This window comes from Pelagerythrobacter sp. Soil_C_18 (assembly GCF_057657235.1).
Genome location: NZ_JBDGIU010000002.1, coordinates 187,953 through 201,539, shown reverse-complemented (window position 1 = coordinate 201,539; position 13,587 = coordinate 187,953). Strand labels below are relative to the sequence as shown.

The window sequence follows — 13,587 nt, the reverse complement described above, 5'->3', positions numbered from 1 at the left end:
TAAGGTAATGCGCATGCCCGGTCGATTCGGGCGCGCGAAGCCTTTGCGGACGCGCAGGCGCAGGTCAACAGCGGGTAGCGGCACGTCCCCGGCCGCCGAGCCGGCGCAAGTTATCAACAGGCGACGGCAAGGCTTTGCGCGGTCACACATTTGCGATAGTTTGGTCTCATGGATGGCGAGCGTATCGAACGCGCCGTGCAGCGCATCGAGGCTGCACTCGGCCGGATCGCCAAGGCGGCGGACGACTATCACCCGGCCCCGCCCTCGGTTTCCGGCCTGGTGGTCGAGCACGAGCGGCTGCGCGAGGCGACCTCCGGCGCTCTCAAGGAACTGGACGCGCTGATCGAGAGACTTGAGCGATGAGCGAAGTCAGGCTCCTGGTCGGCGGCCGCGAGTACACGGTCGGCTGCGCCGATGGCGAGGAAGCGCACGTCACGCGGCTGGGCGAAGTGGTCGACGCCAAGCTGCAGCAGCTCGGCAGCAATCTCACCGCCCGCGATGCGCAGAACCTGCTCTTCGCCGCGCTCCTGCTCGCAGACGAACTCGACGAACAGCGCCGCGCCGCGTCCGAAGCCGCCGGCCTGCGCGAACGCCTCGACGGCACGGCGGGGAAAATGCGCCAGGCGATCGCCGAGCGCGACGACGAGATCGAGCGGCTTCGCGCCGCCCATCAGGATGCCGAAGTGGACGCGGCAGCCGCCCGCTCCGAGATCGAGACGCTCCGCCGGGAGCTCGAGGAACTGAAGGCCGCCGGTGCGACCGCGTCCCCTGCCCCCGACCTGTTTCGCGACCCGGATCTCGCCCCTGCGCTCGAACGATTCGCCGACCTGCTCGAGAATTGCGCCGAGAAGCTTGAGAGCAAGGCTCCGGCACCCTAAATAGAGGGCGGCGGGACTGCCCGGCACGATCTGCTAGAATATCCCTGAGGCTATAAGCAATCCAAAGGGAGCTGTCCCTGCCTTGGTCCACTGGTTCGTCCGGGGGACCCGGGCATACGGCGCCCACCTGACGTTTAGGCGTCAGAGGATTTCGCCGGAAAACGACCCATGGTGGTTCCGCCACTCGATTTCCCCGATATACGCGAGGCTATGACCAAGGCCGAACTGAGGAAGGCGCTGCGCGCCGCGCGCCGCGAGCATGTCGCCGCCTTGCCCGAACAGATTCGCGCGCTCGTGTTCCACCGCCCGCCCGCGCCGCTGCTCGAACGCGTACCCGAAGGCGCCGTGATCGGCCTCTACGTCGCGCATCCGCACGAGGCGCCGGCGGCGTCCTACACCCGGTTCTTCGCCGAGCGCGGGCACACGGTCGCCCTTCCCCGCTTCGCCGCGCGCGAGGCGCCGATGGAGTTCGCCCAGCACACCGATCCGTTCGGGGAGAGCGATCTCGTCGAGGGCCCGTTCGCGATTCGCCAGCCCTCGGCCGATGCCGAAGCGATCGAGCCGCAGGTGTTGTTCGTGCCGCTGCTCGGCTTCACCGATCGTGGCGACCGCCTGGGTCAGGGCGGCGGGCACTACGACCGCTGGCTCGCCGCGCATCCCGACACACTTCGGATCGGGCTTGCGTGGGACAGCCAGCTCGTCGGCGAACTGCCGGTCGAACCGCATGACATGCCGCTCGACGCCGTCGTCACACCCACGCGGCTCTACGGGCCCTTCTGATGCGCGAGGAACCGAGCTGGCGCCTTCCGGTCGGCATCCTGGGGCTGCTCGCCGGCCTGACGGTCTACGGCCTGCTGATCGCACGCTACGTGCCCGATCTCATCGGCGGCTGGCCGGCCTGGGCGCAGACTCCGATCTACCTCGCGCTGGGCCTCGTCTGGCTCCTGCCGCTCAGGCGCTTCCTGATCTGGATGGAAACCGGCCGCTGGGGCTGATGCGGCGCGGAGTTGCCGCCACACCCGACCCCCTCCTCTAAAGAGAAGGGGGGCTTAGAAGCGCGCAGGTCTTTTCTCCCCCTCCTCTTCAGAGGAGGGGGTCGGGGGGTGGTGCCTGCGAAACACCTGCCGCCAACCACCATCAAATCTGGAAGAAAGCCCCAAGTGGCGCGAGTGACGGGACTCGAACCCGCGACCTCCGGCGTGACAGGCCGGCGCTCTAACCAACTGAGCTACACCCGCGCATTCTCGGGCGGTGCGCCGCTTGGGAGCCGGGCCACTAGGGCAGCCTGAAAGGGCTGTCAATGGCCTCGCGCGCGGCTTTTTCACGGTGTGGAAAAGCGCCCGCGCGGAGGCTTTCGTTAACCATATTTTCGTCTCTTCCCCTCACCTCGGAGCACGAGGAGACGAAGGGGGGAAAGCCCATGCGTATCGGTTTTGTGATCGGCAGCCTCGCCTGCTTCGCCGCCAGCGGCGTGGCAGCACAGTCAGCGAGCGGCATCTCGCGCGCGGTCTACGTGGAGCGTACCGCGACCACGCCCGACGGCGAGCGGGTTCGCACCATCGAGCCGGCCGAGAGCCTGCGGTCCGGCGACAAGGTCGTGCTGATGGTCGAATGGCGCGGGCGGCGGAGCGGCGATCCGGTCACCGTCTCCAGCGCGGTGCCCCGCGCCCTTTCGTTCCAGCGCAGCAGTTCGGACGCGCTCGAGGTTTCGGTCGACGGGGGCCGCAGCTGGGGCCGGCTCGGCACGATGCGAACCGCGGATAGCGACGGTATGCGGCTCGCCTCGCCCGAAGACGTCACGCATCTGCGCTGGCGCTTCGACGACGGCAGCGCCGCACCGCGCTCCGCCCGCGTGACCTACAGCGCCATCGTGCGCTGAGCGGACCGACTAGCGGCCTGCGTGCTTCCAGTTGCGCTTCTTGCCCTCGCCAAGCCACTCGACGGCAGTGATGATGCGTTTCGCGCGCGTTTCCGGGCGCTTCGCCCCGACGATCCATTCCAGGTACTCGCGGCGATAGGACGGGGCGAGCGTATCGAAGAACGCGCGCGCCTGCGGCGCGGCCTCGAGCGCGCGGCCGAAGTCGTCCGGCATCGCGATCTCCGGCTTGGGCCTCGCGGCGCGCGTCGATGCTTTCCCTGAAACGAACGCATCGGCAGCCGCCCGGAAGCGTGCTGCGAGATCCTCATCGGGCGGCAATTCTCCGAGCGACGCGATCTTGCCGAGGGTGCCCATGCCCTCCGCCGAATCATCCTCGCCGTGGATCATCACCGCCGCATGCGCCTTGAACGCTGCCATCCCGACCACGTTCTTGCCGCCCACGGTGAAGTGCGGCATGCCCCACTTGATCGCTTCCTCGGCCTCCGGCAGCGCGGAATGCACGAGAGCGCGGACATGCCGGAGGATCGGCTGCGCGAAGGGCTCAGCCTTGTCGATATAGGCGTCGATGCGTGGGTTGGTGGGCATAAGGCCGACCCTACCCGATCCTCCCCATTTTCGCGAAGCGCAAATGGGGAGGATCCAGGTCAGTCCGCCAGCAGCAGAACCGGCGTTTCCAGCAGCTTCTTGAGCGCCTGCACGAAGCTGGCGGCGTCGTAGCCGTCGACCACGCGGTGGTCGCAGCTGATCGAGACGTTCATCAGCTTGCGCTTCTCGATCCGTTCGCCGCCCATACCGTCGGGTACGAACATCGGCCGCTCAATGATCCGGTTGGGCCCGATGATCGCCACTTCGGGCCGGTTGATGACGGGCGTCGTCGCCACGCCGCCCAGCGGACCGAGTGAAGTGAGCGTAAGCGTCGAGCCGGAAAGCTCCTCCGACTTCGCGGACCCGTCGCGCGCGGCTTCCGCCAGGCGGCCGATCTCTCGCGCGAGCTGCCACAGGTTCTTCGCCTGCGCGTCGCGGATCACGGGGACCATCAGGCCCTTGTCGGTCTGCGTCGCCATGCCGAGGTGAACCGCGCCGTGGCGCGTGACCATGCCCGCCTCGTCGTCATAGCGCGCGTTGATCATCGGAAAGCCGGGCAGCGTCCGGCAGATTGCGGCGATCAGCAGCGGCAGCATGGTGAGCTTGGGCTTGCTGCCGCGGTTCGCGTTGAGGTCGGCGCGCAGCCGCTCGAGCTCGGTCACGTCGCATTCCTCCACATAGGAGAAATGCGGGATGTGCCGCTTCGATTCGGCCATGTTCTGCGCGATGCGCTTGCGCAGGCCGATGACCTTGATCTGCTCGTCAGCGCGTACTCGGCCCGCGGCCGAGAAGCCGCTGCCGGCGTTGTAGGAGAGGAAGGCGTCGAGATCGGCGTGGCGGATGCGGCCGTCTTCGGCCGGCCTTACTTCGGCGAGGTCGATGCCGAGATCTTTCGCGCGGGCGCGCACGGCAGGAGAGGCGAGGACCTTCTCCCTCTCCCCTTCAGGGGAGAGGGCCGGGGAGTGGGGGACACCGCTCACATCCCCCACTCCCTCCGCGGCTTCGCCGCTCCTCCCTCTCCCCTGAACGGGAGAGGGCTTCTCAGCCGCAATCGCATCGTCGGCGTCGCTCGCGTCCGAGGTCTCGACCTCGATTCGCTCCTCGACTTCGTCAGCCTTCGGCGCGGGAGCGGCGTCTTCTGCCCCCTGCACGTCCTCGGGCACTTCGCCCTCGGTCTCGATCACCACCAGCATCGAGCCGATGGCGATCGTGTCGCCGGTCTCGCCCGCGACCTCGACGACCTTGCCCGCCACCGGGCTTTCCATCTCGACGGTCGCCTTGTCGGTCATCATATCGGCGAGGCGGTCGTCCTCCTCTACGCGATCGCCGACCTTGACGTGCCAGTCGACGATCTCGGCCTCGGCAATGCCTTCGCCGATGTCGGGAAGATTGAAGGTGAATCTGGCCATGTGCGTCAGTCCTTCAGGAGCTTGTCGATCGCTTCGCCGATGCGAACGGGACCTGGGAAATAGGCCCATTCGAGGCTGTGCGGATAAGGGGTATCGAAGCCGGTCACGCGCTCGACCGGGGCCTCGAGATGATAGAAGCAGCGTTCGGTGACGAGCGCGGAAAGCTCCGCGCCGAAGCCGGAGGTGCGGGTCGCCTCGTGCACGATCAGGCACTTGCCGGTGCGCTCGACCGAGGCTTCGATCGCCTCGATGTCGATCGGCACCAGCGTGCGCAGGTCGAGGATTTCCGCCTCGACCCCCTTCTCGCGGCAGACCGCCTCGACCACGTGAACCATCGTGCCGTAGGTGAGCACGGTCATCGCGTCGCCCTCGGTCACCGTGCGCGCCTTGCCGAGCGGGATCTTGTAGTATCCCTCCGGCACCACGCTCTGCGGGTGGCGCTTCCACGGCTCGGCCGGCTTGTCGTAATAGCCGCTGAACGGCCCGTTGTAGATCCGCTTCGGTTCGAAGAAGATCACCGGGTCGTTGTCCTCTATGCACGAGATCAGCAGACCCTTGGCATCGTAAGGCGTCGAGGGGATCACCGTCTTGAGGCCCGAGACGTGGGTAAACAGCGCCTCCGGACTCTGGCTGTGCGTCTGCCCACCGAAGATGCCCCCGCCGAAGGGCGACCGCACCGTCATCGGCGCTATGTATTCGGTCGCCGAGCGATAGCGCAGCCGCGCCGCTTCGGAGATGAGCTGGTCGAGCCCGGGATAGATGTAGTCGGCGAACTGGATTTCCGGCACCGGCCTCAAACCATAGGCGCCCATCCCCACCGCGACGCCGATGATCCCGCATTCCGAAATCGGCGTGTCGAACACCCGCGTCTTGCCATGCTTCTTTTGCAGGCCGGCCGTGCAGCGGAAGACGCCGCCGAAGTAACCGACGTCCTCCCCCATCACGATCACGTCGGGATCGCGCTCCAGCATGATGTCCAGCGCATCGTTGATCGCCTCGATCATGTTGAGGCGGCGCTCGGTGCCGCTCTGTGCCGCTTGGTTTTCCTTCACTTCGGCGCTCATTGCGGACGCCCCCCGTGGAACTTGATCAACCGCTCGCGCGTCGCCTGCTCCGCCTGTTCCTTGAGGTGCCAGGGCAGTTCCTCGAACACGTCTTCGAACATGGTGCGGAAGGGCTGGTGCATGCCGTGGCCGAGCGTGCCGTTCTTCTCCGCCTCCTTGGTCGCGGCCTTGACCCGCTCGGCCGCCTCGCGGTCCATCGCCTCCTGCCGTTCTTCGTCCCATTCGCCGAGCGCGACGAGGTGATTCTTGAGCCGCATGATTGGATCGCCGAGCGGCCACTCCTCGCGCTCCTGCGCGCTGCGGTAGCCGGCCGGATCGTCCGAGGTCGAATGCCCTTCCGCGCGGTAGGTGAAGTATTCGATCAGCGTCGGCCCGGCGTTGGCGCGCGCGCGGTTGGCGGCCCAGCGCTGCGAGGCATAGACCGCGAGCGGGTCGTTGCCGTCGACCCGCAGCCCTGCGAGCCCGTACCCCAGCGCACGCGCGGCGAACGTCGTGCGCTCGGAACCGGCGAATCCGCTGAAACTGCTGATCGCCCACTGGTTGTTGATAACGTTGAGGATAACCGGTGCATTATAGACGGTCGCGAACGTGCAGGCCGAATGGAAGTCCCCTTCCGCGGTGCTGCCCTCGCCCACCCAGGTCGCGGCAATGCGGCTGTCGCCCCTGATCGCGCTCGCCATCGCCCAGCCGACCGCCTGCGGCGTCTGCGTCGCGAGGTTGCCGCTGATCGAGAAGAAGCTGTGGTCGCGGCTCGAATACATGATCGGGAGCTGGCGGCCCTTCAGCTTGTCGCCCTTGTTCGAGTAGATCTGGTTGATCATCTCGACGAGATCGTAGCCGCGCACGATCAGCACGCCCTGCTGGCGGTAGCTTGGGAAGACCATGTCGTCGCTCGCGAGCGCCATCGCGGCGGAGACGGACGTCGCCTCCTCCCCCGTGCACTTCATATAGAAGCTGGTCTTGCCTTGGCGCTGACCGCGGAACATGCGCTCATCGAACGCGCGCACGAGCGCGAAATGCCCGAGCATGGTGCGCAGGGTATCGGGATCGAGCTTCGGATCCCACGGCCCATGGGCGCGGTTGTCGTCGCCCAGGACCCGGATCAAATCGTGGCAGAGCGGAGCCGTTTCCTTGGCGTCGCACGCCTCGTCGGGGCGCGGCTGCGCGCCGGGCTCGCTGACCTGGATATGGCTGAAATCCACCGTGTCGCCAGGGCGGAATTTCGGTTCGGGAACGTGAAGCCGGAGCGCGGGCTTGTTGGCCCCTGCTTCCCGGTCCGCGTCGGGCCTGTCGGCCATAGGGTGATCTCCCAAAGCGTGAGACGCATTCTTATACGTGTGCGTTATTTTATTTCACGGCTCGGGAGGGGTCAAGCTCTCCCGTCTCAGACCGCCACAGGAGCCTTGATCGCCCCCAGCGGCGCGTAATTGCGGACTTCGAAATCCTCGAGACGGTAGTCGAAAATCGTCTCAGGCCGCCGCACTATCTCAAGCCGCGGACGGCCCTGCGGTTCCCTCGCAAGCTGCTCGGTAATCAGGTGCTCGTGGTTGAGGTAGAGGTGCACGTCACCCCCCATCCACACGAACTCGCCGGGCTCGAGATCGACCTGCTGCGCGATCATCCGCTGCAGCAGCGCGCCGGACCACAGATTGAACGGCAGCCCCAACGCCACGTCGCAGCTTCGCTGGTAGAGAGCGCAGTTGAGCCGGCCATCCGCGACGTGAAACTGATAAGTCTTGTGACACGGCGGCAACGCCATCCGATCGACTTCGGCGACGTTCCAGCCCTCGATGATATGGCGCCGGCTACCGGGATTGGTGCGCAGCGATTCGATCACTTGCGCGACCTGGTTGATCCCGGGGCCCTTCTCGTACGTGCCGTCCGGGCGATAGCGATAGGTCGGCCAGTCGACCCATTGCTTGCCGTAAACCGGTCCGAGATCGCCCCAGCGCTCGGCGAACGTCTCGTCATCGGCGACCCGCTGCACGAAGTCGTCCAGCGCAATCGCATCACCGGTCTCGCGAACGTAGCGCGCGTGCGGCCACTCGTTCCAGATCTTGACGCCCTGCAGCACCAGCGGGCGAATGTTCGTCTCGCCCGTCAGGAACCACAGCATCTCGCGCGTGGCCGTCTTCCAGTAGACCCGCTTGGTGGTGAGGAGCGGCATCGCGCCGTCCGCCAGATCGAAGCGCAGCATCGCGCCGAACACCGACCGGGTGCCGATGCCGGTGCGGTCCACCCGCTCGCTCCCCTCGGTCCAGATGCGGCGCATCAGGTCGAGATACTGCTGTTCGGGGTGATCGCGATTCGAAGAATCGGCAGGAAGTGCGGCGCTGGCCATGCCGACTTCCTAGACCTGCAATTGCCCGCTTGCCACCCCGACCCACGCTGCCTATAGGGCGCGCCTTGCCTCGACCCGCACGGCGCTTTGCCGGACGGGACCGACACGGTCGGGGAGTAGCTCAGCCTGGTAGAGCACTGTCTTCGGGAGGCAGGGGCCGGAGGTTCGAATCCTCTCTCCCCGACCAATTAAATCGCCCAAGCGGCGGATTTCGCTTATTATTGCAGGTCCCCGGTATAAGACCGGCGCGGGCCGTGCCGACTGCGGCGCTCCGGACAGCGGCTCCTGAGCCTTTGAGATGTAAGTTGCGCAAACCCGCGGTTGAAGGTGGTTCGAAGACGCGCAAGCTTGGGCTGGCGTAGCTCGGTCGTCAAAGCATCTTCTTCGCCAATGCAGCCAGGCTGGTTGCCAAGCAAGTGGCTCAAACATCGGAACTATTTGCACGCGAAGGGGTTTAGGCCTCCATTCAAAGCTGGGGGAACATCGACAGGATGCGGAAATGACGCCCTTATCCACGAGCGCCGATCTGCTGATCCAGAGCGTCACCGGCTTCGCGATCTACATGCTCGATCCCAGTGGCGTCGTCAGTAGCTGGAATGCTGGAGCCGAGCGGCTGAAAGGCTACATGCCCGAAGAGATCATCGGTCAGCACTTCTCCCGCTTCTACACCGAAGAGGACCAGCGCGCCGGGATTCCGGCGAAAGCTTTGCAAACCGCCCTCGACACGGGCCGGTTCGAGGCCGAGGGCTGGCGAGTCCGGAAGGACGGCAGCCGCTTCTGGGCCGGTGTGGTCGTCGAACCGATACGCGATCCGACCGGAACACACCTGGGCTTCGCCAAGATCACACGGGACCTTTCGGAGAGGAGAAAGGCCGAGGCAGCACTGCGCGAAAGCGAAGAGCGCTTTCGTCTGCTGGTGCAGGGCGTCACCGATTACGCGATCTATATGCTCGATCCTAACGGCTACGTCTCGAGCTGGAACGCCGGTGCACAGCGTTTCAAGGGCTACTCCGCCGACGAGATCATGGGGCAGCATTTTTCCCGCTTCTATCCCGAAGCCGATCGAGAGGCGGGCGTACCGCAGACGGCGCTGGCGACGGCCGCTTCGGAGGGGCGGTTCGAGGCCGAGGGCTGGCGGCTGCGGAAAGACGGAACCCGTTTCTGGGCCAATGTGGTGATCGACCCCATCCACGACGACGACGGCGTGTTGCGGGGTTTCACCAAGATCACCCGCGACCTAACCGAGCGCAAGCACGCCCAGGAGGCGCTGGAGAAGTCGCAGGAGCAGTTCTTCCAGTCGCAGAAGATGGAGGCCATTGGCCAGCTCACAGGGGGCGTGGCGCATGACTTCAACAATATCCTGGCCGCCATTCTCAGCAGCCTCAGGATTGCTCAGCGGCGCATTTCGGAAGGCGAGTACAAAGTCGGCGATCGCTTCATCGAAAACGCCATCACGGCTGCCGATCGCGGCGCCACATTGACCCAGCGCATGCTCGCGTTCGCCCGCAAGCAGGAACTTCAGCTACAGGAGGTGGACCTTGTCGGCTCAGTCCGGGAAATGGCGGAGCTACTGCAGCGCACCATCGGTCCGGGCATCGCCATCGATACGAATTTCCCGCTCAGGCTCCATCCCGTGACGGCAGACCGGGCGCAGCTTGAACTCGCCGTCATGAACCTGATCGTGAACGCTCGGGACGCGATGCCGGAGGGCGGCAGCATCCTTGTGAGCGCGCGCGAGGCGCAGCTTCCCGGAGAGGAAGGGAACTTCGTGTGTCTGGCGATCAAGGACGAAGGCGAGGGAATGGACGAGAAAGTCCTCGCACGCGCGACCGAGCCATTCTTCACGACGAAAGGCGTCGGAAAGGGGACCGGTCTGGGCCTCTCCATGGTACGAGGCATGGTCGAGCAATGCGGTGGCCATTTCGTCCTGAAGAGCGAACTCGGCCACGGCACCACCGCGGAGATCTGGTTGCCGATGGTGGAGCAGGGCACGGCTGGTCAGACTGAGGATGTGGCCGAAACGGCACCGACCGGCAGGCCGCTCCGGATTCTTGCCGTCGACGACGACCCCATAATCCTTCTGAATACGACCACGGTCCTTTCCGACATGGGACACGAAGTCTTGGAGGCTCATTCGGGCAGATCGGCGCTGGAAGTTCTCCAAAAGGAGGACGTCGATCTGATGATTACCGACTATGCCATGCCGAGAATGACCGGCGGCGAACTGGTCGAAGCTGCGAAGACGGTAAAGCCGGACCTGAAGATCATCGTCGCGTCCGGCTATGCCGAACTTCCCGACGGGGCCGCACTGAACGTCCCTCGACTGGCCAAGCCCTTCACGGACAGCGAGCTCGCGCGCGCGATCGCCGAACTCGCGTGACGGAGCGAAGCCCGGTAACGGACACGACGGCCAATCCGGCGGCAGGAAGTCATGACAAAGCCCACAGTTCTCTTCGTCTGCCTCGGCAACATTTGCCGCTCGCCGCTGGCCGAGGCGGCGTTTCGCGAGGCCGCGGCACGCGCGGGGCTCGATGTCACGGCGGACAGTGCCGGGACCGCCGACTACCACGTCGGCGAGCCGCCCGACCCGCGCAGCATCGCCACGGCGGAGCGGCACGGGATCGACATTTCGCACTATCGCGGACGGCAACTGGCGGCGGAGGATTTCGACCGCTTCGACTGGATCATCGGTATGGACCGGTCGAACATGCGCGATATCGAACGGCTGCGGCCGGCGAACAGCAGGGCAAAGGTCGCCATGCTGATGGACCTCGTGCCGGGCCGCGAAGGGGCGGAAGTCGCCGATCCCTGGTACGGCGGGGAGGATAATTTCACTTACACCTGGGAAGACGTGAGCCGCGGCGCCGAAGCGCTCGTGGCTCTGCTGCGCTAGCCCCCGCGCAGCAGTTGCACGCCCCAGTCGCGTTCGAACAGGTAAAGCAGCACGCGGGCCGCAGCGCCGCGCTCGCCTTCCAGGCCGCCATCGCGCTCCATCAGCAGGCGGGCATCGTCGTGCGCGAGCGGGAGGAGGCGCTGGATCTGCTCTAGTGTCGCGACGCGGAACGGGGTGTCGCCCGACTGCCGCGTGCCGAGAAGCTCGCCGCCGCCGCGCAGGCGCAAGTCCTCCTCGGCAAGGCGGAAACCATCCTGCGTCTCGCGCATCAGGGCGAGGCGTTCGCGACCGGTTTCGGATAAGGCCTCGCCCCGCAGCAGCAGGCAGACCGACTTTTCCGAGCCCCGCCCTACCCGCCCGCGCAACTGGTGGAGCTGCGCGAGGCCGAAGCGTTCGGCCTGCTCGATCACCATCAGCGTCGCGGCGGGTACGTCGACGCCGACCTCGATCACCGTTGTCGCGACCAGCAGCTTCGCCTCCCCGCGCGCGAATCGCTCCATCGCGGCGTCCTTGAGTTCCGGCTTGAGCTGCCCGTGTACCAGCACGACCGTGTCGCCGAAGCGCTCGCGCAGGGCCGCGTAGCGTGCCTCGGCTGCGGCGATGTCCTCGCTCTCGTGCTCGCGCACCATGGGACAGACCCAGTAGGCCTGCTGCCCACCCACGATGTGCCGGCCGACGGCCTCGGCGACGTCCTGCAGCCGTTCCTGCGCCACGACGCGGGTGTCGATCGCCTGACGGCCGGGAGGCATTTCGTCGAGGCGGCTGACGTCCATCTCGCCGTACTGCGCGAGGGTGAGCGTGCGCGGGATCGGCGTCGCTGTCATCGCGAGCGTGTGCGGCGTGCGGCGACCCTTGCCCGCAAGTTGCAGCCGCTGCGCGACGCCGAAGCGGTGCTGCTCGTCGATCACCACCAGCGCCAGGTCGCGGTAGGCAACGCTGTCCTGGAAGATCGCGTGCGTGCCGACAACGATGTCGATGCTTCCATCCATCAGGCCCATCAAGATCGATTCACGCGCCCTGCCCTTGTCGCGCCCGGTCAGCAGGGCGATCTCGACTCCCGTTGGCTGCACCATCGCCCGCAGCGTCTCGAAGTGCTGGCGCGCGAGAATCTCTGTCGGTGCGAGCAGCGCCGCCTGCTTGCCGGCTTCGACGGCAATCAGCATGGCTTCGAGAGCGACTACCGTCTTGCCCGCGCCGACGTCGCCCTGGAGCAGCCGTAGCATGGGCGCTTCCTGCGCCAGATCGCCCTCGATTTCCGCGATCGAGCGCTTCTGCGCGCCAGTGAGCGGGAACGGCAGCTTCAGCTTGGCGCGCAGTCCGCCGTCGCCCCGGAGCGGCTGACCGCGCCGGCGACGATTGTCCGCCCGCACGAGCATGAGCGCGAGGCCATTGGCGAAGAGCTCGTCGTAGGCGAGCCGCTCGCGGGCGGCCGCATGCTCATCCTTATGCGCGAGCTTGAGCGCGTCGGCCCAGACGGGCCACTTCTGGCGCGCGAATTGCCCGGGTTCGATCCACTCGGGAAGCTCGGGAAGCCGCGCGAGCGCCTGCTCGACGAGACTGGCAACCTTCGGCTGCGTCAGTCCCTCCGACAGCGCGTAAACGGGCTCGCAGAGCTGGCCGAGCGCATTGCCGCCGTCTTCCGATACGTGATCCGGATGAACGATCTGGAGCATGTCGCCATAGCGATCGAGGCGCCCGGCGACCCAGCGCTTCTCGCCGACCGGAAGCTGCTTCTTCGCGGTGTAGGACGCGCGGCCGAAATAAGTCAGCGCACAGACGTTGCCCGCCGCATCTTGCGCGAGCACGCGGTAAGGCCCGCGGCCGCTTCGCGGGGCGCGATGCTCCGTAGGCGTGAGCGCGATCACGATCTGCTCGCCCTCACTCGCGCTGTCGAGGTCATCGACCGGGCGGCGGGTGACGAAGCGTTCGGGCAGGTGATAGGCGACGTCCTTCACGCGCGTAAGGCCGAGCTTGTCGAGCGGCTTCTGCAGCTTGGGCCCGACACCGTCGAGCGTCGCGGTCTCGGCGAACAGCGGGTTGAGGATGTCGGGGCGCATGTGGTGCTCTTAACCGCGATCGTCGTCCCAGCGAAAGTCGGGATCGCGTACCACCGGCCGCGCTTGTGGAGAGCGATGCCGGCTTGCGCAGGCATGACGGGGAAGATAGGCGCCCCGCATGCCCGATCCCACCCGTCTCTCCCGCGCCCGCTTCCGCGCCTGGCACCGCGGCACGCGCGAGGCCGATTACATGATCGGCGGGTTCTTCGACCGCTATCACGCCAGCTGGGGTGAGGCGGAACTGGCGTGGTTCGAGGCGCTGCTGGAAGAAGACGACGTCGATGTCATGGCCTGGGCGCTCGGGACGCAGCCCGTGCCGCAACGCTTCGCCGGAGCCCAGATCACGGCGATGCAGAAGCTCGATTACGTCCACATTTCGTAGCTCGCCTTGGGGTGGGAAAATCGTCCCGAATGTCTATGTGAGGCACTACGACCCACCCGCTCGAATTCCTCGAGCGGGTTTTCGCTCGTGCGCGGAACG

14 protein-coding genes and 2 tRNA genes are annotated in these 13,587 nt (G+C 66.3%); 9 read left to right on the top strand and 7 right to left on the bottom strand.

The genetic code is table 11. From position 1 onward, the window contains the following. The first annotated feature begins 168 nt into the window (after nt 1-168). The 4 genes from AC3A5N_RS06605 to AC3A5N_RS06590 all read left to right on the top strand — a co-directional run bounded on the left by AC3A5N_RS06605 (nt 169) and on the right by AC3A5N_RS06590 (nt 1,873). Complete coding sequence (locus AC3A5N_RS06605) at nt 169-363, top strand: hypothetical protein (protein ID WP_487736518.1); 195 nt, start codon at nt 169-171, stop codon at nt 361-363. Continuing rightward, on the top strand, nt 360-878 hold the full coding sequence (zapA, locus tag AC3A5N_RS06600; RefSeq protein WP_487736517.1) for a cell division protein ZapA: 519 nt from the start codon (nt 360-362) through the stop codon (nt 876-878). Before AC3A5N_RS06605 ends, zapA begins: the two co-directional genes overlap by 4 nt. Nucleotides 879-1,088: 210 nt before the next feature. Next, the gene (locus AC3A5N_RS06595; protein ID WP_487736516.1) at nt 1,089-1,658 is read left to right on the top strand and encodes a 5-formyltetrahydrofolate cyclo-ligase; all 570 of its coding nucleotides are present in this window, start codon (nt 1,089-1,091) and stop codon (nt 1,656-1,658) included. After that, nucleotides 1,658-1,873 (top strand): DUF2842 domain-containing protein, encoded by a 216-nt coding sequence (locus tag AC3A5N_RS06590; RefSeq protein WP_487736515.1) that lies wholly within the window; start codon nt 1,658-1,660, stop codon nt 1,871-1,873. The genes AC3A5N_RS06595 and AC3A5N_RS06590 overlap by 1 nt, the downstream gene beginning before the upstream one ends. A 166-nt stretch (nt 1,874-2,039) precedes the next feature. Here the strand turns inward: AC3A5N_RS06590 and AC3A5N_RS06585 are convergent. Beyond that, a tRNA-Asp gene (locus AC3A5N_RS06585) sits at nt 2,040-2,116 on the bottom strand. Nucleotides 2,117-2,298: 182 nt separating this feature from the next. Between AC3A5N_RS06585 and AC3A5N_RS06580 the strand changes: the two genes are divergently transcribed. Beyond that, nucleotides 2,299-2,757, top strand: coding sequence for a hypothetical protein (locus AC3A5N_RS06580; RefSeq protein WP_487736514.1), 459 nt, complete (start codon nt 2,299-2,301; stop codon nt 2,755-2,757). Between the two features lie 9 nt (nt 2,758-2,766). Here the strand turns inward: AC3A5N_RS06580 and AC3A5N_RS06575 are convergent, their stop codons facing one another. The 5 genes from AC3A5N_RS06575 to thyA all read right to left on the bottom strand — a co-directional run bounded on the left by AC3A5N_RS06575 (nt 2,767) and on the right by thyA (nt 8,156). After that, on the bottom strand, nt 2,767-3,342 hold the full coding sequence (locus AC3A5N_RS06575; protein WP_487736513.1) for a YdeI/OmpD-associated family protein: 576 nt from the start codon (nt 3,340-3,342) through the stop codon (nt 2,767-2,769). A gap of 59 nt (nt 3,343-3,401) precedes the next feature. Beyond that, nucleotides 3,402-4,751, bottom strand: coding sequence for a dihydrolipoamide acetyltransferase family protein (locus AC3A5N_RS06570; protein ID WP_487736512.1), 1,350 nt, complete (start codon nt 4,749-4,751; stop codon nt 3,402-3,404). A 5-nt stretch (nt 4,752-4,756) separates the two neighbouring features. Further along, a complete protein-coding gene (locus tag AC3A5N_RS06565; RefSeq protein ID WP_487736511.1) occupies nt 4,757-5,815 on the bottom strand; it encodes an alpha-ketoacid dehydrogenase subunit beta in 1,059 nt (352 codons plus the stop codon). Next, entirely contained in the window at nt 5,812-7,113 is a 1,302-nt protein-coding gene (locus AC3A5N_RS06560; RefSeq protein ID WP_487736510.1) for a thiamine pyrophosphate-dependent enzyme, read from the bottom strand. The genes AC3A5N_RS06565 and AC3A5N_RS06560 overlap by 4 nt, the downstream gene beginning before the upstream one ends. 86 nt (nt 7,114-7,199) lie before the next feature. Beyond that, nucleotides 7,200-8,156, bottom strand: a complete 957-nt coding sequence (gene thyA / locus AC3A5N_RS06555) for a thymidylate synthase (RefSeq protein WP_487736509.1) — start codon at nt 8,154-8,156, stop codon at nt 7,200-7,202. A gap of 110 nt (nt 8,157-8,266) precedes the next feature. Between thyA and AC3A5N_RS06550 the strand changes: the two genes are divergently transcribed. The 3 genes from AC3A5N_RS06550 (at nt 8,267) to AC3A5N_RS06540 (ending at nt 11,049) form a co-directional block, all read left to right on the top strand. Then, a tRNA-Pro gene (locus tag AC3A5N_RS06550) sits at nt 8,267-8,343 on the top strand. Between the two features lie 312 nt (nt 8,344-8,655). Further along, nucleotides 8,656-10,536, top strand: a complete 1,881-nt coding sequence (locus AC3A5N_RS06545; RefSeq protein WP_487736508.1) for a hybrid sensor histidine kinase/response regulator — start codon at nt 8,656-8,658, stop codon at nt 10,534-10,536. Between the two features lie 51 nt (nt 10,537-10,587). Further along, nucleotides 10,588-11,049 (top strand): low molecular weight protein-tyrosine-phosphatase, encoded by a 462-nt coding sequence (locus AC3A5N_RS06540; protein ID WP_487736507.1) that lies wholly within the window; start codon nt 10,588-10,590, stop codon nt 11,047-11,049. Here the strand turns inward: AC3A5N_RS06540 and recG are convergent. Next, complete coding sequence (gene recG / locus AC3A5N_RS06535; protein ID WP_487736506.1) at nt 11,046-13,106, bottom strand: ATP-dependent DNA helicase RecG; 2,061 nt, start codon at nt 13,104-13,106, stop codon at nt 11,046-11,048. The two genes, AC3A5N_RS06540 and recG, sit on opposite strands and share 4 nt — an antisense overlap. A gap of 118 nt (nt 13,107-13,224) precedes the next feature. Here recG and AC3A5N_RS06530 point away from each other — a divergent pair, with 118 nt between their 5' ends. After that, complete coding sequence (locus AC3A5N_RS06530) at nt 13,225-13,488, top strand: FAD assembly factor SdhE (protein WP_487736505.1); 264 nt, start codon at nt 13,225-13,227, stop codon at nt 13,486-13,488. Nucleotides 13,489-13,587: the final 99 nt, after the last annotated feature.